Origin of the sequence: Thalassospira sp. (assembly GCF_048059015.1) — a bacterium.
GTDB lineage: Bacteria > Pseudomonadota > Alphaproteobacteria > Rhodospirillales > Thalassospiraceae > Thalassospira.
On the sequence record NZ_JBLLNT010000017.1, the window covers coordinates 133,121 to 155,998 of the forward strand.

Consider the following 22,878-nt stretch of genomic DNA (forward strand, 5'->3'; position numbering starts at 1 on the left):
GTCAGATTTTCCTCGCCAAAGTACGGCCAAACAGGCCTTCGGGACGGAACGCCAGAACCAGCGACATCACGCCATAAATGACGAACAGTTCGAATTCAGGAGCGTAGTGAACAGCGGCCGCACGGCTCAGACCCACAAGAAGGGCACCAACCGCGGCACCGCCGATGCTGCCTAGGCCACCAATAACAACCACGGCAAAGGCCAGAACGATCACTTCGATACCGATACCCGGCACCACCGAAATTGCAGGTGCGGTCAATGCACCGGCGAGTGCGCCCAGCGTCGTGCCAAGAACAAAGGTGATGGTGAACATCAGTTTCACGTTCACACCCATGGCAACCGCGATTTCGCGGTCATGGATGACGGCACGCAGGACCTTGCCCTGGTTGGTGCGTTCCAGCCACGCCCACAGGCCAAGCCCGAGAAGTGCGGACACGCCAACAAGTGCGAGGTCGTAATTGGAAACCTTGAGCAGACCAAGCGACGTGCGCCCGAGTTCGGAATAGGGCTGATAGGCGAAATAGGGGCTGACACCCCAGACGATTTTCATGCCGTCTTCAAGGATCAGAAGAAGGGCATAGGTAATGATCACCATCAGGATTTCGTCGCGGCCATACATCAGGCGCAGTAACCCGCGTTCGACGATCACACCGACAATCAGACCGGCAACCAGCGCGGCACCCACCAGCATCAGATAGCTGACCCATGCCGGGCCCATGCCATTGTTGAAATACCAGCCAACGAGCGACGCTGCCGAATAGGCGCCGATGGCATAGAAGCTGCCATGCGCCATGTTCAGGATGCGCATCACCCCGTAAATCACGGTCAGGCCAGCAGCCACAAGAAACAGCCACGATGCATAGATCGAGCCATCAATCAGGACGGCAAGAAGACTTGTCATCACAAATATCCAGTGTGCAGGGAAAGGGGCGGACATCCCAAGGGAGACGGGATGTCCGCAGGATCAGGAAGCTCTTTGAAACAGAGCAGGCAGCTTAGTTACACTGAGCGCCCGGGAAGCCGTTTGCGATCCAGTCCGCAGCAGCAACACCTTCCGGCGGCGTTACGCATTCGCCAGCGAACGAAACAGCGTTTTTGATCGAGGCAACGCCATCTTCGTAGTGGTATTCACCATAGGTGATACCCTGCATGGCCTGATGACCATTGCCGCGTGCCATTTCAACGGTGCCTGAAACCGACTCAAAAGTGGCGCCTTTCATGGCAGCAGCGAGTTGCTCGGCAGATGCGATTTCCTTGTCGCCAACACCTGCATTTTCAGCAGCATATTTCAGACCAAGGATCGCCTGAGCCATTTTGGTTGCCGGGTAGACCGGCTCAAGACCATAGGCATTCTGATACACACCCTTGAACCAGGTGTTCAATTCGTTGTTCGGGGCAAACTGGCCGAACGGGCCGCGTGCACCGATGATCATGCCGTTCGGTGCCTGATCCTTGTAGGTGGCAAAGGATGCTTCGCCGCAGGTCAAAAGGCCGGTCGCATCTTCAAGCAGGCCACGGGCATTTGCCTGCAGGACCAGTGCTTCCATGTCACCACCCCAGAAGGAGCTGTGAACGATTTCAGGGCGCTTCACGGACAGGGCTGAGATTTCTGCGCCATACTGACCCTGATAGATTTTCGGGAATTGTTCTTCTACGACTTCCGCTTTTGGGAGGAGGGCGGATGCTGCGGCGGTGAAGTCAGCCCAGCTGTCCTGACCCCAGGAATAGTTCTGCTGGATACCGGAAAGACGGGTAACGTCCGGGCGAGTTTCCGCAAGGTAACGTACAGCACCAATGTTATCGACCGATGCATCGAGACCGGTACGGAACATGTAGGCTGCATCAGGGTTGTCAGCAAAGAGACGGGGAGTACCGCAATCATATGCGATAGTGAAGGTTTTCAGTTCTTCGGCAACCGGAGCAACCGCCAGGCAGTCACCCGAAGAAACGTAACCGATGACAGCGTCGACTTTCTGACGCTGAACAAGGTTGCGGTATTCTTCAACCTGCTTGGTTGCGCCACCGGCTTCGTCAATGATCACGGCTTCGATTTCAGCACCATTGATACCGAGCTTATCGTAAGGTGCAGGCAGATTACCTTTGTTGAGTTCATCAACAAGAATCTTGGCGGCATTTGCCGATGGAACACCGAACGGACCAGCAGCCGGACCGGACAGGAAGGTAACGATGCCCACGCGGAACTTGCCGTTTTCGGCAGCCGATGCAGAACCGGCTGCGCCAGCAGCAAGAGCGAGGGCTGCGACGCCCGAAACAAGGTATTGGCTGAAATTTGATTTATTATTCTTCACTATTTCCTCCCTTAGGAAAGGTCATGGAGTTGGCGGTGGAACTGCCTCCGACCCGCCAGCCACGGCATCGCGGCGACGTTTAACCATCTCTTTGGATGGCTTGAGGTCTTCGGCATCGTAGATCGCCCAGTTCCCCACCATCAGTTTTGATGGCGGAAAGTCTTCGTTGTGGACGACCGTGCCCACGGCTTGCGCCTGGACAATCTGGTGAGTTTCGGGATCGATGTAGGATGCAAAGCCCGGCGGATCTTCGGGTAGGGCCAGTTGCAATCCTTCGAGGGCTGTAATCAGCGCGCGGTCATCATCCACGCCGCCTGCCTTTTCAATGGCGCGCGCAATGGCGATGATCCCGGTGTAGGCGCCTTCGGCAGCATAGGTCGGATATCGCCCGGTCATGTCGTGGAACTGTTTGACGAACCGCTTGTTGCGGCCCGTTTCTGGCCAGTTATTGTGGTGACGGGCAGACAGGATCAAACCCGGATAAGGCTGACCGCCAAGGGCCATCATCACATCGTAATTGGCACCGGTATCAAAATTGGCCAGACGGGTGGTTTCAAAGAACCGCGTCGATGCCGCCTGCTTGATAAAGGCAATGAAATCCCCACCCCAAAGTGCGGTGACAACGATGTCAGCCTCGGCTGATTGTAATGCGTTGATATAGACCGAGTAGTCCGGCTCATAAAGTTTCGGCCACAGATCTCCGACGGTTTCATATTCAACACCCAGCTCATCAAGGGCGAGCTGCAAGTCCGTCCAGGAAACATGGCCGTAATCGTAATCTGGCCCGACAAAGGCCAGGCGCTTCCAGCCGGTTTCCTTTTGAAGATCGCGCAAATACCGTGCGCCTGCGGCCATCGACGTCCAGCTGTCATTGGTGACGCGGAAATAAAAGTCATGACCGGCTTCGATGCTAAGCCGTGACGACGCATGATCGGTACCGACCATGATGATCTTTTCGGTCCGCGCCAGATCGCTTACGGCATGGGCAACACCTGATGAGACGATGCCGCAGAAGAACTTGGCATTGTCATTGGTGATGAAATCTTGCGCCAGACGGACCGCATAGGATGCTTTTGATCGCGGGTCATCGGCGATGACGCGAAGGTTGGGGACATCAAGACCGGATTTTGCTTCGGCTTCGAGGTCCTGAAGCGCGATCTTGATCCCGGAAATACTGTCGCGACCATAGGTGGCCGAGCGACCGGTCATTGGGTACAAACAGCCGATGACGGCATCTGCGTTCTGTGCCGATGCGCCCAGCTCAAAACGTTCTGCCTGTGCGGTTGTGGCCGCAAACAGTGCGAACGTGGCAGCAATGATGGTGATGCACCCCGAAATCGGGTGTTTGGACATCTCCATGACTTTCCTCCCTGCGAATGGTTGTTCCACCCGCGTTTGTACCTTTGTCTCGCTATTCCGCAAAGGCTGTGCCAGTTGCGAAATTTCTGTGCAAAGTCAGGAAAGCCGCGCGATTGACCGTTTTGGCCAAAAAACTTGGAGCGGTTTTGCGCGTTGGTTTGAGCGTTTGGCGCTCAGGCAGTAAAAAACCCTTGAGCGGAAACCGCTCAAGGGTGTGAAGGGGAAACTTCGGAGTAAGGTTCAGTTACTGCAGACCAAGCCTTTGCAGGCGGCGCTTTAGTGCATGACGTGAAATCCCAAGGATTTCAGCCGCACGCCCTTTGTGGCCATCGGCTTGATCAAGGGCATCCTGAACCAGATGTCGTTCTGTGCTGTCCATGCGATCCTGCAACTGAGGACTTCTGCTGAAATGCTCGGCCTGAAGATCATCAGACCCTTCGTCGGTTACGTGAAATTCGGCGGGCAAAAGATCCGGCGAAATCTGTTTGGATGGATAAAGAATGGTCAGACGTTCGATCAAGTTCTTAAGCTCACGCACATTGCCGCGCCAGCGATGATGGCGCAGCAGTTCGAGCGCCGCATCGTCAAAGTGGATCGGATGGCAGCCTTCGGCTTTGGCCTGATGATCGGCAAAATGATCAACCAGCTTGATGATGTCGTCGCCACGGTGGCGAAGGGCAGGAATCTCAATCGTGATGACATTTAGACGATAAAAAAGGTCTTCACGGAAGTTGCCCAAACGGACTTCTTCGGCAAGATCACGGTTGGTCGCGGCAATAACGCGGACATCGGCGGATGCGGAATGTTCGCTTCCGACCGGCCGGTAGTCACCGTTTTCAAGGAAATGAAGAAACTTTGCCTGCATGCCAAGCGGCAACTCGCCAATTTCGTCGAGAAACAGACTGCCGCCGTCAGCAAGGCGGACAAGGCCGGTGCGTTTCTGATGCGCGCCGGTGTAGGAGCCTTTTTCGGCTCCGAACAGTTCGGCTTCGATCAGTTGCTCTGGCAGGGCAGCACAGTTGATCTCGATAAAGGCGTTTGCTGCGCGCGGGCTTTCGCCGTGAATGGCGCGCGCGACCAATGCCTTGCCGGTACCTGACTCCCCCTGCAGCAGGATACGGCTGGCGCTGCTTTGTGCGACGCGGTCGATTGTCGTGCGCAACTCACGCATCGGCGCGCATTCACCAATCAATCCCTTGGTAGGCACATTACGCTTGCGATGGTAATCAAGCTCAAGGGCGGTTCGGTTCTGATCAAGGGTCGTGTTGATCGTGTGGATCAGCTCATCAAGCTCAAACGGTTTGCTGAGGTAATCTGCGGCACCGAGTTTGACGGCCTTTACCGCAGCACGCGTATCGCCATGAGCCGAAATCATGATGACGGGCACGTCGATATCAAGCTTGCGGATGCTATCAAGCACCTCCATGCCATCGGCACCGGGCAGGCGCAAATCCAGCAGGACGATATCGAACTTGTTTTCTCGAACGCGCAAAAACGCATCTTCACCGGAATGAACGCCGGTGACATCCATGCCTTCGGTGCGAAGTGCAAAGCTTAGTGATCGGACGAATGATTCTTCATCATCAACGATCAGAATCCTGATCTGACGTGGCATTTTTCGATGTTTCCTCCTTTGAAGTTTCCGATTTCGTTGCCGGGAACTTCAATGTGATTGTCGTGCCCTCTTGCGGGGCACTTTCAATATGGATTGAACCGTTATTTGACTCGACCAGTTGTTGGCTGATCGTAAGGCCTAGTCCGGTTCCTTTGCTTTTCATGGTAAAAAATGGCTGCACGACGTCAAGCAAATGCTCTTTGGGGATGCCAGCACCATCATCTGTGACGCGTATTTCGACCTGATCCTGATGGCGTTCGGCGCGTAGGCTCACCGTTCCGCCGGGTTGGCAGGCTTGGATGGCATTGATCCCGATATTGAGCAGGATTTGCAAGACCTGATCCGGGTCGACATAGATCGTCAGGCGGGAATCACCGCTTGTATAAAACCGCACTTGGGCTTCTTCGGCGACGGGTGTCAGGACACGAGATGACTGTCGAAACAGATCGCGAATTTCGGTTTCCTGTGGGCAGGCTTCACCAGGACGACCATAGGCCAATAAATCATTCACAACGCGCGACAGCCGATCAATCTGATGCCCCATATCATCAAGAAGCGTCTTGCGTTCACCATCTGGTTCCTTGCGGACAAGCGCTTGCACAGTTGTTTTCATGGTCGCCAGCGGATTGCGGACCTCGTGGGCGACACCGGTGGCGAATTGGCCCAGGACCGCAAGCTTTTCGGCCCGCACTGTCCGGTCAATCAGGTCTTTGAGCTGCCAAGCCATGGTGTTGAAGGCCTTCGCAACCGTGCTGATTTCATCGCGACGTCTTCCTTCGGGCAGACGGTAATATAGATCGCCGGACGCGATGCTGTGCGCACCCTGAACAAGCGTATCGACCCTTCGGCGCAAGCTGCGTGACAGGGCAAAAAAGATCGCCAAAATAATCACGATAATGACGGCTGCGGTAACTGCCAGCCAGAACCGGGTTTCATCAATTGGTTGGATGATGGTGCCTGGACGGACACTCATCACAAGGTTCCATCCGGGCAGGATGCTAGGGCCCTCAATAAGCTCGCCATTGACCTCGGTCGGACGGCCGGTGGCATCAAGAACAATGCCGCCGGGTGTACGCAAAAGCGGATCAATCACGCCTGAAATGCCTGCGCTGGCCAGAAGTTCAGTAAGCGATGCCAGTCGCACATGCAAAGCCACAGATGTGTTTTGCCCCAAGCCGGTATCGCGGATATGTGCACGCATTAAAATCCAGCCGGAATTGCCGTTCTCTGGCAATTTTGGGCCAATAAACTCGATCCCTTCATGTTCGACCCGCGGCAGACCGGAAATGTCCCAGCCATGTTTTGACCAGTAAGGGGGCCCGGATGCAGCCTGACCTGCGACCAGTCGATCAAGATTATCGTACCAATCAAAGAACAGCACGCCATACAAATCAGGTGAGTCGGCCTCAACCCGAAGCAACGTAAGTGCTTCTTCAGCTTGGGGTGAATTCGGCGCTTCGATGAAGGCGGGCATCGCCGGATGGTTTGAAAGCGTTACCAACTGATAGATACGGGTATCGAGAAAGGCAGAAAGTTTGTTTGAAGTGGCCGCAACCTGCGCGCTGAGCCGTTCACCCGTAAGCCTGTCGATCAATTCGTTGGAAAAGCGCTGATAAAAGAAACTAAGGGCGAGCAACGCGCATACAACAACGCCAACCGATAGCAATGTATATCGGCCGACAAGGCTTAGACGTTGATTTCGGGACCAGTGAAACCTAGGCACCCGGTAACTCCCTTTCATCGGCGGCTTTAAGAATGAACGTACCAAGATAGAATTCTCAAGAAACCATACCGTTCAGCATTGCCAGTTCATCATGTGCATAATTGTGGAAAACAGTCAGGCTACCAAATCGTTGGCGTTTTGAAGCGCTTAACTGACTTACTCCCGGCCAACAGAGGTTACATTAAGAAGGCGATCATAACGCTGTTTAGTCCTTTTCCTAGCGACATTTCCTATTCAGTAAACTTGCAGAAATCACTGAAAGTTTCCCCGTTAGAAGATGCTGTTCTCGATGGAAGGGTAGCTAATCCCATTGATTTTAATGAATTATTTGTGTCTCAAAATCTGTTTCACGTAGTGAGTGGAACTTCGAATCTGCCCGGGGCACCATCGCTTTTCCGTAGCTTTCAGAGCTTTGAAAAGTAAGCCGGTTCAGTCTCACTTCAAACTGAAGTGCGGGATGCTGGAGCGACCTGTTGCTGAGCGTTCCAAAAGCAGCAAGAGGGAGATCTTTATCTCCCTCTTGTGTTCTTTCATGATCGAGGTCGTCTTTTGGGCGCTCGTCGTGGGAAATGGTTCTGTTTGGCACCGTTTCGATATGCTCGGCCTCTATAGGCAGTAATCTGGAAAAAGGTGCTTCTTCGTCTTAATTGGTTGCGTTGCCGTTAGGCTGACCGAGCGAAATACAGGTCTTCAAGACGTTGAAGATCAACCGCATCACGTGATTCAGACAACGTGACTTTACCCGCCTGCATCAGGTAGACATGATCCGCAATCTTAAGCGCCTGGTTGGTATTTTGCTCGACCAGAATGATGGTCATTTTCTCTTCCTTCAGGGTCCTGAAGATCGCGAAAATCTCATTCGTCATAACCGGTGACAGACCAAGAGACGGCTCATCAATCAGGCAGACTTCTGGCTCCTCCATCAATCCACGACCGATCGCAAGCATTTGTGCTTCGCCGCCCGAAAGTGTCCCTGACTGCTGGTTGCGGCGTTCTTTCAAACGCGGAAACAGTCCAAAGACATATTCGCGGTTTTTCTCCATCGACGCGCGTGCCTTTTGGGGATACGCCCCCATGATCAGGTTTTCTTCAACACTGAGATCAGGGAATAACAAACGTCCTTCGGGTATGAGAACCAGACCGTTATCAATACGGCTCCAGGTTGATGCAGTTGTTACGTCCTTGCCATCGAACTCGATCGATCCACCCTTCGGCGTAATCAGGCCCATCAGGGTCTTTAGATAGGTACTTTTGCCTGCGCCATTCGGGCCAACGATGGTTGTGGTTTTGCCCTCTTCAAAGGTCAAAGACAAATCCCAGAAGACTTCCATCGCCCCATAGCCGGCACTCAGTTTCTCGGTTTTAAGAATGTGCCTCACCGGTATAGCTCCTTACGACTTCGGGGTTACGGAAGGTTTCTTCGGGCTCACCTTCTGCGATCACTTGGCCAAAGTTAAACACAACAACGCGATCACAGAGGTTCATGATCGTTTCAATGTCATGCTCGATCACAATCATCGACAGCGCATAGGTCCGATGAATGTTCTTTAGCGTCTGCATGAACAGCTTTTTGCTGGTGGTTTCAAGCCCGGCCAAAACTTCATCAAGCATCAACAATGTCGGCTCAGTCGCGAGCGCTTTGGCCACTTCGAGTGCTTTGCGCTCTGTCAGTGCCAACTCGTTGGCAGCATCATTTTCTGATTTATGCAGAAGATTTACCGAAGTGAGAATTTCGTCGATGCGTGCATGATCAACCTTGCCATCCTCGCGACCAAAACGCTGGGCGACGATCAGGTTTTCACGCACGGTCAGCTCATGCATCGGCTGGGGGATCTGAAAGGTTCTTCCGATCCCGTGCTTCACGCGCTGATGCATTGATGATTTCAGGATGTCTTCGTCATTATAAGTGACTTCACCCGACGTTGGCGTGATCACCCCTGACAGAACGTTGAAGCTTGTTGTTTTGCCAGCCCCATTTGGGCCAACAAGGCCCAGAACTTCCTGCGGCTGAACTTCAAAACTGACATTCTGAAGCGCTTTGACCCCACCGAAATTGACGCTCAAATCCTTTACTTTAAGCATTCTGTTTCTCCTTTACGGATTTGGAGAGGCCTTTTGACGTAAAGAATTTGGTGATGACCGGTAGAAGTCCGGTCGGGCTGAGGATGATCATTCCGGCAAGCATCGCACCAAGAATAAGGTGATGGCCATGCGGGATCAGGTTCTTGAAGATCAACTGATCGACCAGATAGATGAACAATGCGCCAAGAACCGGACCGCTCAGCGTGCGATAACCGCCAAAGATCGCCGCAACAATCGGGAACACTGTCCAGGAACCGTTAAATGCATATTCCGGATCCAGGAAGTTGATTGCATGCGCATTAAAAGCACCAACACAGCCCGTCATGAAGGCTGAAACAATCAGCATCACGATTTTAAGATGGGTTGCCGGAACACCAACGATCCGGGTGGCGAGCTCGGAATCATGCATCGCCTTAAGCGCAAGACCATAAGAGCTTTTCCGGATGAAGTGATATGTGATCAACATCAGAAGAACGATGTTGAGGATCACGATATAGCCGCCAAGTTTGGTGCCGAAATCAAAGCCCATAAATACCGGAAGCGGTGGGATGCTGAGCAAACCTGCTGCACCGCCCGTGATCGGGGTTGCCTCGGTCGCAAGGATTTTGAAAATCTCGGCATAGGCCAGAATGGATAGTGCAAAGTAAGGGCCGCGCAACCGAAGGGCCGGGATCATGAATAGCGACGAAATACTTGCGCCGATGCCACCAATTACAAGGGCGACAAAGACGGGTACGCCATAATCCATGGTCAAAACGGCCGAGGTGTATGCGCCTACCCCAAAGAATGCGGCATGCCCGAAACTTACCATCCCGCCAAGGTTGCCAAGCAGTGCCCAGGCAACAGCAATACCGGCAATGATAAGTGCTGAAGAAATCAGACCAATCAAATAGTCATCGCCACCAAGGATCGCAGGAACGCCCAGATACATGGCAAGTAGCAGGAGAATGGAAACTTTTGCGTTCATGTTAGTGTCCCCCGCCTGGCTTGCCAAACAGACCGGATGGCATGACAAGAAGAACGATCAGGAACACCCCCATGCTGGCAAGATTTGAGAGGGAAGACTGGAAGTAGGTCGTGGTCAGGCCTTCGATCACACCGATCAGAAGGGCTGCGACAAGAACACCAGGGATGGAGCCCATACCAGCCAGAACCGTAATGATAAACGCCTTGATAGTGAGGCCATGTCCAACGGGCGGATGAATGACGCTTGTGACATACAGCATCACGCCGGCAATTGCGGCAATGACCCCGGCAATCCCCCAAGACCACAGCTCGGCGCGCATGGGGTTCATCCCCATAAGTTTGGCGGCGTCACGGTTGGAGGAAACAGCACGGATGCCGCGGCCTTGCCAAGTATGGTTCAGCCACCAGTACAAGGCGACCATCGCAGCAATGCCGACGATGAATGCGAGGAACTCACTGCGCATGCTAAACAAGGTATCTGCGATGATGAACCCGTCGAGGAACCATTCGGCTTGTGTTGAGTTGATATCAGCAGAGAAAATTGTCAGCAGCAGGTTGGTCAGCACAATCCCGATACCAAAAGTCAGGATCAGCGAGTTAAGCTCGCGGTCCTTTTTGATGCCGTTTGTGAGATAAAATGTCACAAGTGCCGCCATGACGGTGACAATTACGGCCACTGGAATTGATAAAACAGGATTAAGTCCGGCCTGACTTTCAACAACATATGCAATGTAAGCGGCGAGCAACACCAGCTCGCCATGTGCCAGGTTGATTACTTTCATTGTCCCGAAAATAAGTGCCAGCCCTAAGGCAACGAGACAATAAAACCCTCCCATCAACAGGCCCGTAAAGATTGCCTGAGCAGTAAGTTCCATCTTCTTTTTCCTTGAAGTACCCGGGCCGAAGCCCGGGTATTTTTTAGACTTGTGGAATTATTTCCATGGCGTCGCGGGGAAGACTTTATCACCGGATTTCGCCGTGGATGGCCAGACAAGCGGGATGTTGCCACTCTGATGTTGGCCAACGCGCTGGACGAATTCCGGGTTGTCGCCGTTTTCGTCAAACCGGACGCGGCCTGAGATGGTCTCTTCGTCAACTTTACGGAGTTCTGCAGAGATACCTTTAAGGTTTAGCTCGCCCTTGTCATGCGCGCGGATGATAGCTTCGCCCAGAAGACGGGTTTGCACATAACCGAACTGCTCAAGGTAGCTTGGCTCTTCTTCGTAGTTTTCTTTGTACGCGTTATAGAAGAGTTTTTCTTTGTCGGTGGTGAACGTCACCGGGAAGGGCAACATTGCCGTGCCGTAAACGTTTTCCATCAGGTCCGGGAATTCCTGCGCCATTTTGCCGGTCGCAAGTGACCATGCACCCATGATCGCCTTAACGTCAGGCTTTAGCAGTTTCGCTGCGCGCAGGATGCCAACATATTCGCTTTCATAGCCGACCATGATGATCCCGTCCGGGCGGTCACGCAGTTTGACCTTGTTCACGATGGATTTGAAATCTTTTACGTTGTCATCATATTCATGCATCGTAACCGTGATGCCTTTGGGCTGAACATGCTCTTCGATATATTCCGCCATCTTCAATGTGGCGTCTTTGTTATTGTAGATGATCGAGATGTTTGTAAGGCCCATTTCCTCGGTCAGGCCGACAAGTGCCTTGCCGTAACCTTCGGAACTGTTGATGCGGAAAAAGCCTTCGTGGCCGCGCTGGGATAGTGCCTCTGCCACGCCACCAAAGGTGATGTAGGGGATGTTTGCCTTGTTTGCGGCCTCGGATGCCGGGCCGATAATGCCAGAGGCATAACCACCACTAAACGCAACCACGCCTTCACTTACGAGCTTTTCAACAGCGCTGACAGCTTTCGCAGGCGAGCTTTCGTCATCAATCGTTTTCAACTCAAAGGTGTGAACACCTTTGTATTTTTCGTTCAGTACCTTGATGCCCGTGACAACACCGTGATGTGATCCATTCCCCACCCGCGCCAATTTGCCGGTCAGTGGAGTATGCTCACCTATAACGAACGTCTCTGCTTGCACAGCGCTAAAGCCAGCCATGCTTACAGCCAGCCCAACTGCGCATCCCAGCAGTTTGGATTTTGAGATAAACTTCATGGAAGCCTCCACCCGATTATGTTTATTTTATTTCGATTGTAGTTTGTTCATATCAATTGAACTTCAACCTTTATATTTATGCGAAACGTATATGTCAATTATCACAACATAGTTTCGCAGAGCGAAACTTAACTTGCAAACTGGATCAGATCAGCGTACATTTTAAAACGCGGGAAATATCACATTAACAAGCTAGAATACTTACGATATTCTCCGATCCGACTACTCATGCAGATGCCAAGGACAAAGATGACTGATATGGTTGCCACAAATCCGGAAAAAGACAGAAAATTCGTTGCGGCCCTATCACGCGGACTAAGCATTTTGGCTGCATTTGATAAAATGTCTGGTCCATTGGGTAATCAGGACATCGCCAAAATCACCGGACTTCCCAAGCCGACCGTCTCGCGCATGACCTATACTCTGTCGCAATTGGGTTATCTTGAATATTCACATCGCAGCGAAAAATACGAGCTTGGCGCAACCAATCTGACACTTGGGCATGCTTACACGTCGAACCTTCGTATTCGCCAGATTGCCAAGCCGCACATGATCGAACTGGCCCGCGAGTTCAAGGTTAACATTGGCCTTGCGACCCGCGTTGATGACGAGATGATCTTTGTCGATTACTGTCGCGGTGATCAGCTGAAATCTGTGATTGTCGATGTTGGTACACGCCTGCCGATGTCCAGATCGGCTATTGGGCGATCTTATCTGGCAAGCGTCTCACCGGATGAACGCGCCGAGCTGATCGAAGCCGTCAAGCCGCTTCATGGAGCAGACTGGCCAGCAATTGAAGCCAATCTCGACAAATGCTTGGAAGATTTCGAAGAGCTTGGCTTTACAACTTCGTTTGGCGATTGGGACCGTAATATCAACACGGTTGCCGTGCCGCTCAAGCTGTCAGACAACCGGATCTTCTGCATCAGTTGCGGTGGGCCCAATTACGTGATTTCGACCGAAACGCTTACAAATGTGATTGGTCCCAGATTGCGCCACGTATCGCGTGACATTCTAAATAGCGGTCTTTAGGTCGCTATTTTTTGCTCTGACGTCGTGCTTCTAATCATAAAGCAGATGAAAACCATAAAGTGCGACCGCGCCAAGAAGGGTCGCGGCAATACTGTAGCGCCCATTCCATCGAAGCGTGATGTCCTTGGGCTCACAGTTCAAAATACGCGCCACCATTATGGCCGAGATGGTAAGTGGCGATGCATTTAACGCCAGGAACCAGCCAATCAGCAGACTGATCGACAGAACATAGGGCGATAGACCAAATACCATAACATCGGAAAATGTCGCCCCAAGGATAGAGACAGAGACGAACGGGCTTACGCCGACCAGACTGGTTAGAACCACCACTGCCATGCAAAACACGGCCAGTGGATAACCATGAAGGTACAATGTCTTGCTAACTGCCATCACTGTTTCGGGTTCAAGAATTCCACTGACCAATGCCCCCAAAAAGCTGGCTCCGCCGATAACGGCAATCTCTGGGGCCAGTGCGCCAAGTTCGCGCATAAGATCACGCGGCAAGGCAACAGCTAGCGTGGTCACGCCGCTGCCACCAATCGTGCCTTCAAGCATGAACCACATCACCCCGAAAATCGGGCACATGATCAGGATGGATGTCGGCAAGCCGTAATCAAATGCCTGACTAAAGCTTGCTGATGCGCCGAACAAGACGATCACAATCAACGCAAATTGAAACAGCGCCAGAATGTCCTTTTTGCGATGTGTGACATCTTGGGCGCGTCCCTTTGCGTAGGCATAAGCACGCGTATCCATCAACCAGCCAAGCGCGATCAAACTTACCGCCACACCGAACGTTAGTGGCAGCAGCGATTGCCATCGAAGGGCCGGGATCAGTGACAACATCAATGCCATGGAAATTGAAAAGGGCGATGATAGCGGCAAGGCGCCAAAACCGCGCATCATCGCAAGCACCATGCGCTTCTTGCGGATTTGATGAATGCGTGTGTCACCCTTGGCAAATTCCAGCGTGTTTCCGCTTGAGATCACCTGCCCCATAAGGTTCAAGGCGCCAAAGCTCAAAACCGCACCGATCAGCCAACTGCCATACGATAAAACCGCATAGCGTGCTGATGGCTTCTGATGGACAAGGAAATGGCCGCATCTGGCAATAATATCGGATCGCTTGGCCGCGACGCGCAAAAACAAAAGTGCGACCATAAAGGCCGAAAACAGATTGACCCTGTCAAAGCCAACCTTGATCACAGCCCAATCAACACCCTGTCCCCAATAGATCGATACAAGGGTGATGTTTGCAATGATGAAGATCTTGCCTGCGCGCGAGTGCTTCTTCCACGTCATCGCCAAAAACAGAACGACGGCAATGGAGGATGCAATTAGAAGTGTCTCTGTGCCCTGGGTGCGTAAGATGATTGTTGCCGCAAGGACAATTATGAGCAGGATAGAACTGATACGGTTCATCATCCGCGATCAACTTTGCGACTGGGCAATTTCCCTTAGGCGCTGTTTCAGGATTTTGCCGGTCGAGCTGGCAGGGAGTTCGTTTAAAACAGTGATCCAAGATGGGCGCTTGTAGGCAGTCAGGCGATCCTTGCAGAAGGCCTTGATGTCGGCCTCGGTCAGTGAGCTGCCTTTGGGGACTTGAACAAAGGCATGAACATCTTCGTTCCCCGGAATGGTGACGCCAACAACCGCAGACTGGACGATGCCGTCATGTGAATTCAAAACAGCTTCGACTTCAGCGGGATAGACATTAAACCCGGACCGCACGATCATTTCCTTGGATCGGCCAACAATGAAGATATTGCCGTCTTCATCAAAGCGCGCCAGATCCTGCGTGTTTAGCCATCCGTCGTCATTCAGGATCGCTTCGGTTTCACGCGGTTTACGGAAATACCCCTTCATCACATTCGGGCCACGTACCCAAAGCTCGCCGGTTTCGCCGTGTGCGGCTTCCTGATCGGCTGCTTTCATGAGTTTGACCTCAACGCCCGGGATCGGTTTGCCAACAGAGCAATTATCAATGTCTTCATTCAGACGGACCTGGGAAACGGTCGGGCTGGTTTCGGTCAGACCGTAGCCGTTATGAAGCGGCATCTTGAAGAATTCTTCGGTGATGGCTTTGGTTTCAGGATCAAGCGGTGCGCCACCGGCTGACATGTAACGCAGGTATAGATCATTGGCATCAAGGCCCTTGTTCTTAAGGCCATCAATCAGCAAGGAATACATCGGCGGAACGCCTTGCATCACCGTGATCTTGCTGTCGCGCAACGCGCGCAGGCATACTTCGACATCGAACCGGGATTCCATAAACAGTGTCGCACCGGCAAACAGGCTTCCAGCACACGTCGATGCTAGTCCGAACACATGGGAGATCGGCAAAACAACATAAACGCGGTCGCTTTGTTCCAATCCGCGCAAGGCGCCGGAGACGGTGGCAATGAAACCGATATTACGGTGCGTCAGCATGACGCCCTTGGGTTTCCCGGTCGTGCCAGAGGTGTAAATCATGGCAAAGACCTGATCCTTGCCGCATTCCATCACAGGTTCGCGTGCAGATTCAGGATAGGTCTGACAGGCAAGGGCGCCCAGAATGTCATCTTCTACGCCGTAGCACCCGACATGGTCGCAGTAACGCTTTGCATCTTCGGAATATTCAACGAAACCGATCAGATGCTTCGGGTCGCAGTCACTGCGGATCCCATCAAGTTCGACATTTGACATGCGTGCGTTCACAACCGTGATCCAGACATTCATGTCACTTGCCGCCAGCATGAAAGCGATAATCGGGCAGCAGTTTTCAATCACCACCATGATGCGGTCACCGGCAACGACGCCGTGATCCTTAAGGTGCTGTTTTGCGCGCTCAATCGCTTTGCCGAGATCGGCATAAGTCCAATGTTTCTTCCGATCGATCACCGCATCCTTGGTCGGTGTCTTTGCGATCCATTCCCAGACTTTATGGCTTACACGTTCCGGCAGCGCGCTGACGACTGCATCGACGTCGCGGCCTGAAACCTTTTCCATATTCTTCATTATCCGCCTGTCCTTGAGTCAGCGCGTTTTTCCAACGCTTTGAATTTTAGTTAACACTCACCCCAAGCGTTGTAAACAGAAAGAAGTACCGCATAGCGAAACATATGTTCTGTTTTTAATTGAAACTGTCCATTTTTTAAAAATTGTTGGACATGTTTCTGGTTAATAGATATTAAAAAAATCAAACTTATGAAATTAAGTTTCGCCAGGCGGAACAATTCAGGGAGAAAACCACATGCAAGAAGCATATCTTTATGATGGCGGTCGAACCGCCTTTGGCCGGCAGGGTGGAATTCTGTCTTCACTGCGTCCGGACGATATGCTTGCCCATGTGATTAAAACCCTTGTTGAACGCAATGGATTTGACGCCAACGATTACGAAGATGTCATTGCGGGTTGCACCAATCAGGCAGGCGAAGACAGCCGCAATGTCGCGCGGTTTGCCGGGCTTTTGTCTGGCTTGCCGATTGAGACCGGCGGCATCACGGTGAACCGTTTGTGTGGGTCAAGCTTGGCATCGGCTGCCGACGCGGCACGCTGTGTCAAAGTTGGTGAGGGTGATTTGTTCGTTGCCTGTGGCGTTGAGTCCATGAGCCGCGCGCCACTGATCCTATCGAAGGCGCAAAGTGCGTTTGACCGCGGACAAACGATTGCTAACTCAACAATGGGCGCGCGTTTTAGCAATCCAAAACATCTTGCACAGTTCGGCGCACATTCCATGCCCGAAACCGCAGACAATATAGCCCATGACTTTGGCATCAGCCGTGAAGAAAGCGATCTCTTCGCGCTTGGCTCTCAGCAGAAATATGAAGCGGCCTGCCAGGATGGTTATTTTAAGGACGAGATCATCCCGATCACAGTCAATCTTGGCCGCAAGAAAGGCGATGTCCTAGTTGATGCAGATGAGCATCCGCGCCCCGGAACCGATATCGCATCCCTTCAGAAGCTAAGAGCGCTGTTCACCGACGGGGTCGTAACGGCAGGCAATGCATCGGGCATCAATGATGGTGCTTCAGCTGTTTTGATCGGCAACAAGAAAATCGGCGAGAAAGCCGGGGTGAAGCCGCGCGCGCGTATTATCAGTTCCGCGATTGCTGGGGTGCCGCCACGTGTCATGGGGCTTGGTCCGGTTGCGGCCAGCCAAAAAGCTTTGGCACGTGCGAACCTGACGCTCAAAGACATGGATGTCATGGAATTTAACGAGGCCTTTGCCACGCAGGCTTTGGGGTGTCTCAAGCAACTAGGCATTTCCAATGACGATAGTCGTGTGAACCCGAATGGCGGCGCGATTGCCGTTGGTCATCCCCTTGGCGCAAGTGGTGCCCGCATTCTCTGGACTTCTGTTCGACAGTTGGAACGCACAGGTGGTCGCTACGCCCTGGCGACCATGTGCATTGGCATTGGCCAAGGCATCGCAGTTGTTGTTGAGCGCGTTTAGGAGATTTTCCCATGTCACCTGTCACCTACGAACTCAAAGACGATATCGGCGTCATCGCGATTGATAACCCACCGGTCAACGCCCTATCCCAAGCGGTCCGTAAAGGCATTCAGGATGCCATCGCCACGGCGCAAGTCGATGGCAGCAAGGTCATTCTGCTGCAATGTTTGGGCAGAACCTTCATCGCAGGTGCGGACATATCCGAGTTTGGAAAGCCGCCACTTGATCCGTCACTTCCAGAAGTTCTGAACAGTATCGAGCAATCAGCCAAGCCCGTAATATGCGCTATTCACGGTCAGGCGCTTGGTGGTGGTTTGGAAACCGCGCTGGCCAGTCATTATCGCTGTGCCGCGCGCACTGCCAAGGTCGGCTTGCCGGAGGTTAATCTTGGTCTTCTTCCAGGTGCTGGTGGCACACAGCGCACGCCGCGCCTGGCCAGTATGCAGGCAAGCCTTGATCTGATTTTAAGTGGCAAACCGATCTCAGCAGAACAGGCCCATGACGAGGGCCTGATCGATGCATTGTTTGCCGAAGACGAATTGGCCGATCAAAGTTTCGCTTATGCCAGAAAGCTTGCAGATGAAGGCGCACCGGCGCGCCCGACAAGAGAACTTACGGTCAAGTTCTATGAGGCTGATACTGAGCTATTTGATATCTATCGCAAAACCTATGCAAAGAAACTCAAAGGCCAAACCGCGCCCCAACTGATTGTCGATTGCCTTGAAGCCGCAACGACAAAGAGCTTTGCCGAGGGTTTGAAAATCGAACGTAACGCGTTCGTCGCCTGCAGAGCATCGGAACAATCCGCAGCCCTTCGTCACATCTTCTTTGCAGAGCGTCAGGCTGCCAAGATTGCCGATATTCCCAAAGATACGCCAACGCGTGACATCAATTCCGTTGCCATTATCGGGGCCGGGTTGATGGGGGGCGGCATTGCAATGAATTTTGCCAATGCCGGTATTCCGGTCACAATGTTGGAAATCTCGCAAGAAGCTCTGGATAAGGGTCTTGGCAACATTGCATCGATCTATCAGGGCATGGTCAAAAAAGGCCGCATCAGTGCTGAGGACGCCCACCGTCGGACATCCCTGATTACGGGCACCACCCGTTTCGACGATCTTGGATCGGTCGATCTTGTGATCGAGGCGGTGTTTGAAAGCATCGAAGTCAAAAAAGACGTCTTCACGAAGCTTGATCAGGTTTGCAAACCCGGTGCAATTCTTGCGACCAATACGTCCTATCTTGATGTGGACGAGATTGCTCAGTTCACATCTCGTCCGGGCGATGTTCTGGGCCTGCATTTCTTTAGCCCGGCCCATATCATGCAGTTGCTTGAGATCGTTCGTGCACAACAGACGTCAAAAGATGTCATGGCGACCGCGATTGAACTGGCGCGCAAGATCAAGAAAGTCCCGGTTCAGGCCCGCGTTTGTTACGGCTTCATCGGCAATCGCATGCTCCGCCAATATCAGCGCGAAGTGCAGATGTGCCTGATCGAAGGCGCATCACCAGAACAAATTGACACTGCGATGATGTCCTGGGGCATGGCGATGGGACCATTGATGGTTGCCGATCTTGCCGGTCTTGATATCAGCTACAAGGCCCGACAGGCTTTAAGCGATGCGCAAAAAGGTGATCCGAAAAGCTATCGCATCCCCGATGTTCTCTATGAAATGGGACGCGTCGGGCAGAAATCCGGATCGGGATATTATGTCTATGACCCGGAAACCCGACAGCGATCCTCGGACCCAACCGTAATTGAAGTCATCGAACAAGAAGCTTCCAAGTTCGGTGTAAGCCGCCAGCCAATCAGCGACGCGGAAATCCTTAATCGCATCACCTTGGCCCTGATCAACGAGGGCTTCAAAATCCTTGAAGAAGGCATTGCTCAGCGCGCAAGCGACATCGATGTGGTTTATTGCTTTGGCTATGGCTTCCCGAAATTCCGCGGTGGACCGATGTTCTTTGCCCAAACGCGGGGTTTGGACGCGATCTATGCCGATATTTGCCGCTACCGCGAGACACACGGGGACATGTATTGGACGCCATCGGACCTGCTCAAATCATTGGTTGAACAGGGGCAAACGCTTGCCGATTGGGAAAAAGGTCAGGCGCAATGATACCGCGCCCGGGTTTTGCCAATAACTACCTGATTAATGAGTTCGGCCTTACCCAGCCGATATTGGCTGGCGGATTGATGTGGTTGTCAGATGCAAGTTACGTCAGCGCCTGCGCACGTGCGGGCATTCTTGGCTTCATCACAGCGGCAAGTTTCCCCGATGATGATCAGCTTCGCGCTGAAATCCGCAAATGCAAAAGCCAAAGCGGAGGCAAACCATTTGGCGTCAATGTTTCGATGTTACCCAAACTGGTGCCAGGAGAGCGCACCAAAGACATATTACAGCTGATCATTGATGAGGGCGTGCGGGTGGTTGAAACATCCGGACGCAACCCCGAAGCCTATTTGCCGATGCTTAAGGATGCCGGGGTCAAAGTCATCCACAAGGTGCCGGCCGTCAAATATGCCCAGAAGGCAGAACGCATTGGGGTCGATGCTGTTTCCATTGTTGGTGCGGAATGCGGTGGTCACCCCGGCGAAGAAATGATCGGATCGATGGTCAATGCGATCCTTGGGCTGCAACGGCTGCGTATTCCGTATTTCGTTGGGGGCGGGATTGGCCACGGCGCACAAATGATCGCAGCGCTTGCCATGGGCGCAAGTGGTGTTGTGATTGGCACCCGTTTTCTTGTCGCCACAGAGATTTGGGCTCATCCGAACTACAAAGAGGCGCTTATTGCCGCCAGCGAAGGCGACACAGCCCTGATTATGGGAAGTATTCGAAACACGGTTCGCGCACTTCGCAACGACACGACTGATCAGGTTCAATCGATCGAGAAATCCCAAGCCGACATCACCATTGAAACGCTGTTGCCTTACGTTTCGGGCAAGATCGGAAAGCAAGCCTATGAAACCGGTGATGTTTCCAAAGGGGTGCTGTCAGCAGGGCAATCGCTTGGACTGATGCACGAGATCAAACCGCTTGGCGACATCTTGACTGATCTTGGTCACGAGGCCGAAGACGCGTTGCGACGGCTTCCCCAGTTTGAGGACGCATCCATATGACAAGTCCACATATCCTGACCTCTGTTCGCGAAAAGGTTCAAATCATTGAAATCAGCCGTATCGAGAAAAAGAACGCGCTGACCAATGAAATGTATCAAGCGCTTCGCAATGCGATTGAAACTGCCGATAGCGATCCAGCCGTCAATGTCATCTTGTTGCGCGGCGCGAATGGTGTCTTCACGGCGGGTAATGACATTGGCGATTTCAACAATCGCCCAAAAGATGCGCCGTCGCCGGGACAGCAATTCATGCACGCGATGCATCGCACTGAAAAGCCAATCATTGCACAGGTTGAAGGCCTTGCGATTGGTATTGGTACAACCATGCTTTTGCATTGTGATCTGGTCTATGTGGCCAAGGAAACCCGCCTGCGGATGCCGTTTGTAAATCTGGGTGTTTGCCCGGAGGCAGGATCAAGCTTGCTTCTGCCGATGCGCGCAGGCCATCGCGGTGCAAGCGAGCTTTTGTTGCTTGCCGACTTCTTCACAGCGGAAGAAGCGGTCTTACACGGCATTGCCAACCGCGCCCTTGATCGTGACGAGATTGATGATTTCGTTTGGGCACGCGCAGTTGAACTTGCCGCCAAGGACCCGACGGCCATTCGCGAAAGCAAACGGCTTCTCAAAGCTCATTATGCCGATGCCTGCACCAAGCAGATCAATGAAGAATCATTGGTTTTCAGTCGCCTGTTGGAGACTGAAGCGTCCCGCAATGCACGGGCCAATACCCTTCCCCAAAAGAACTGATTTCAACGTAGTGGTGTAAGATGAACATTCAATTGTCACAGCAGGAACTGGCGTTTCAAAAAGAAGTTCGCGACTTCTTCGCCAGCGAATTCCCCAAAGACATCAAGGCAAAGCAGGATCAGGGGATCTACCTGTCAAAGCAGGACCACATCACGTGGCAGAAGGCGCTTTATGCCAAAGGATGGGCAGGCATCAACTGGCCGGTCGAACATGGTGGCACAGGTTGGACTTCGACACAGAAATACATCTTTGCCAACGAAGCCGCCAAAGCCAATGCGCCGCGCATCATTCCGTTTGGTCTGACGATGGTGGCCCCGGTGATCTTTACCTATGGCAACGAAGAGCAAAAGCAGCGCTTCTTGCCCGATATTCTCGCCTCCAATGTCTGGTGGTGTCAGGGGTACTCCGAACCCAATGCGGGTTCCGACCTTGCATCGCTGAAAACAACGGCGGTCCGTGACGGGGACGAATATGTGGTCAATGGTGCGAAAACCTGGACAACGCTGGGTCAGCATGCCAACTGGATTTTCTGCCTTGTTCGCACCGAAGATTCCGGAAAGAAGCAGGAAGGCATCAGCTTCCTTCTGATCGATATGAAAAGCCCGGGCGTTACCGTGCACCCGATCATCACCATTGATGGCACGCACGAGGTCAACGAAGTCCATTTCCAGAATGTGCGCGTTCCCGCGAACAACCTGATTGGTGAAGAAGGCAAAGGCTGGACATATGCCAAGGTTCTTCTGACCCATGAACGGACGGGCATCGCGCGTGTTGCGGAATCCAAGGCCCTTCTTGCGTCGCTTAAACGGATGGTAAACGCCCAAAACGATCAGCTTGTCGACGTCAAACAGAACGTTGTCTTCATGACCCGTTTGATCGAGGCGGAGATTGAGCTTAAGGCGCTTGAATATACTGAACTGCGTGTGTTGTCGGCTGTTTCAACCGGCAAGGCACCGGGACCTAAATCCTCGATCCTGAAGATCAAGGGAACCGAGATTATGCAGCTTCTCAATGAACTGTTCGTCGAAGTTGCCGGGATCTATGCCATCCCATACGTGCCAGAGCAGTATCAGGATGGCTTTAACGGTGAGCCGGTCGGACCGCAATTTGCCGCAAAGACCAGTGCGACTTACTACAACAACCGTAAAGTCAGCATCTATGGCGGCACCAACGAAATTCAGAAGAACATCATTTCCAAGCAAGTACTTGGATTGTAAGGGGAGGACGTGTCATGGATTTTTCTCTTAACGACATCCAGGAAATGATGCGCGACGGGGCATCACGATTCATTCAGAAAGAGTATGATTTTGAAACCCGCCGCAAGCTTGCCAAAAGCGATATCGGCTACGACCAGAAAAACTGGGATTTGT

Annotated in this window: 18 protein-coding genes; 6 read left to right on the top strand and 12 right to left on the bottom strand. The window is 52.6% G+C overall.

The window, feature by feature from the left end; all coding sequences use genetic code 11:
- Position 1 precedes the first annotated feature (1 nt).
- The 10 genes from ACMZ66_RS19990 to ACMZ66_RS20035 all read right to left on the bottom strand — a co-directional run bounded on the left by ACMZ66_RS19990 (position 2) and on the right by ACMZ66_RS20035 (position 12,171).
- Positions 2-901: a branched-chain amino acid ABC transporter permease gene (locus ACMZ66_RS19990; protein ID WP_416939973.1), complete on the bottom strand. Its 900-nt coding sequence runs from the start codon at positions 899-901 to the stop codon at positions 2-4.
- Positions 902-995: 94 nt separating this feature from the next.
- Positions 996-2,309, bottom strand: a complete 1,314-nt coding sequence (locus ACMZ66_RS19995; RefSeq protein ID WP_416939975.1) for an ABC transporter substrate-binding protein — start codon at positions 2,307-2,309, stop codon at positions 996-998.
- Between the two features lie 21 nt (positions 2,310-2,330).
- A complete protein-coding gene (locus ACMZ66_RS20000; protein WP_416939976.1) occupies positions 2,331-3,668 on the bottom strand; it encodes an ABC transporter substrate-binding protein in 1,338 nt (445 codons plus the stop codon).
- A gap of 244 nt (positions 3,669-3,912) precedes the next feature.
- Positions 3,913-5,283, bottom strand: a complete 1,371-nt coding sequence (locus tag ACMZ66_RS20005; protein WP_416939977.1) for a sigma-54-dependent transcriptional regulator — start codon at positions 5,281-5,283, stop codon at positions 3,913-3,915.
- Positions 5,252-7,006 (bottom strand): sensor histidine kinase, encoded by a 1,755-nt coding sequence (locus ACMZ66_RS20010; RefSeq protein WP_416939979.1) that lies wholly within the window; start codon positions 7,004-7,006, stop codon positions 5,252-5,254. The genes ACMZ66_RS20005 and ACMZ66_RS20010 overlap by 32 nt, the downstream gene beginning before the upstream one ends.
- 662 nt (positions 7,007-7,668) lie before the next feature.
- Positions 7,669-8,385, bottom strand: a complete 717-nt coding sequence (locus ACMZ66_RS20015; RefSeq protein WP_416939981.1) for an ABC transporter ATP-binding protein — start codon at positions 8,383-8,385, stop codon at positions 7,669-7,671.
- Complete coding sequence (locus tag ACMZ66_RS20020) at positions 8,369-9,088, bottom strand: ABC transporter ATP-binding protein (RefSeq protein WP_416939983.1); 720 nt, start codon at positions 9,086-9,088, stop codon at positions 8,369-8,371. The genes ACMZ66_RS20015 and ACMZ66_RS20020 overlap by 17 nt, the downstream gene beginning before the upstream one ends.
- The gene (locus ACMZ66_RS20025) at positions 9,081-10,055 is read right to left on the bottom strand and encodes a branched-chain amino acid ABC transporter permease (RefSeq protein WP_416939985.1); all 975 of its coding nucleotides are present in this window, start codon (positions 10,053-10,055) and stop codon (positions 9,081-9,083) included. The genes ACMZ66_RS20020 and ACMZ66_RS20025 overlap by 8 nt, the downstream gene beginning before the upstream one ends.
- Before the next feature lies 1 nt (position 10,056).
- Positions 10,057-10,929, bottom strand: coding sequence for a branched-chain amino acid ABC transporter permease (locus ACMZ66_RS20030; protein ID WP_416939986.1), 873 nt, complete (start codon positions 10,927-10,929; stop codon positions 10,057-10,059).
- A 57-nt stretch (positions 10,930-10,986) separates the two neighbouring features.
- A complete protein-coding gene (locus tag ACMZ66_RS20035; protein WP_416939988.1) occupies positions 10,987-12,171 on the bottom strand; it encodes an ABC transporter substrate-binding protein in 1,185 nt (394 codons plus the stop codon).
- A 258-nt stretch (positions 12,172-12,429) separates the two neighbouring features.
- On the opposite strand from ACMZ66_RS20035, the gene ACMZ66_RS20040 reads away from it, so the two are divergent.
- The gene (locus ACMZ66_RS20040) at positions 12,430-13,203 is read left to right on the top strand and encodes an IclR family transcriptional regulator (protein ID WP_416939989.1); all 774 of its coding nucleotides are present in this window, start codon (positions 12,430-12,432) and stop codon (positions 13,201-13,203) included.
- Between the two features lie 30 nt (positions 13,204-13,233).
- Here ACMZ66_RS20040 and ACMZ66_RS20045 read toward each other — a convergent pair whose 3' ends face one another.
- Positions 13,234-14,628: a hypothetical protein gene (locus tag ACMZ66_RS20045; RefSeq protein ID WP_416939991.1), complete on the bottom strand. Its 1,395-nt coding sequence runs from the start codon at positions 14,626-14,628 to the stop codon at positions 13,234-13,236.
- 6 nt (positions 14,629-14,634) lie between these two features.
- Positions 14,635-16,200, bottom strand: a complete 1,566-nt coding sequence (locus tag ACMZ66_RS20050; protein ID WP_416939992.1) for a class I adenylate-forming enzyme family protein — start codon at positions 16,198-16,200, stop codon at positions 14,635-14,637.
- Between the two features lie 235 nt (positions 16,201-16,435).
- On the opposite strand from ACMZ66_RS20050, the gene ACMZ66_RS20055 reads away from it, so the two are divergent.
- From ACMZ66_RS20055 to ACMZ66_RS20075, 5 genes are read left to right on the top strand one after another with little or no spacing between them, the layout of a single operon-like run.
- Positions 16,436-17,638: an acetyl-CoA C-acyltransferase gene (locus tag ACMZ66_RS20055; RefSeq protein WP_416939994.1), complete on the top strand. Its 1,203-nt coding sequence runs from the start codon at positions 16,436-16,438 to the stop codon at positions 17,636-17,638.
- Positions 17,639-17,649: 11 nt separating this feature from the next.
- The gene (locus ACMZ66_RS20060) at positions 17,650-19,758 is read left to right on the top strand and encodes a 3-hydroxyacyl-CoA dehydrogenase NAD-binding domain-containing protein (RefSeq protein WP_416939996.1); all 2,109 of its coding nucleotides are present in this window, start codon (positions 17,650-17,652) and stop codon (positions 19,756-19,758) included.
- Positions 19,755-20,762, top strand: a complete 1,008-nt coding sequence (locus ACMZ66_RS20065; RefSeq protein WP_416939998.1) for an NAD(P)H-dependent flavin oxidoreductase — start codon at positions 19,755-19,757, stop codon at positions 20,760-20,762. Before ACMZ66_RS20060 ends, ACMZ66_RS20065 begins: the two co-directional genes overlap by 4 nt.
- Positions 20,759-21,508, top strand: a complete 750-nt coding sequence (locus tag ACMZ66_RS20070; protein WP_416939999.1) for an enoyl-CoA hydratase-related protein — start codon at positions 20,759-20,761, stop codon at positions 21,506-21,508. The genes ACMZ66_RS20065 and ACMZ66_RS20070 overlap by 4 nt, the downstream gene beginning before the upstream one ends.
- A gap of 20 nt (positions 21,509-21,528) precedes the next feature.
- Positions 21,529-22,725, top strand: coding sequence for an acyl-CoA dehydrogenase family protein (locus tag ACMZ66_RS20075; protein ID WP_416940001.1), 1,197 nt, complete (start codon positions 21,529-21,531; stop codon positions 22,723-22,725).
- Positions 22,726-22,878: the final 153 nt, after the last annotated feature.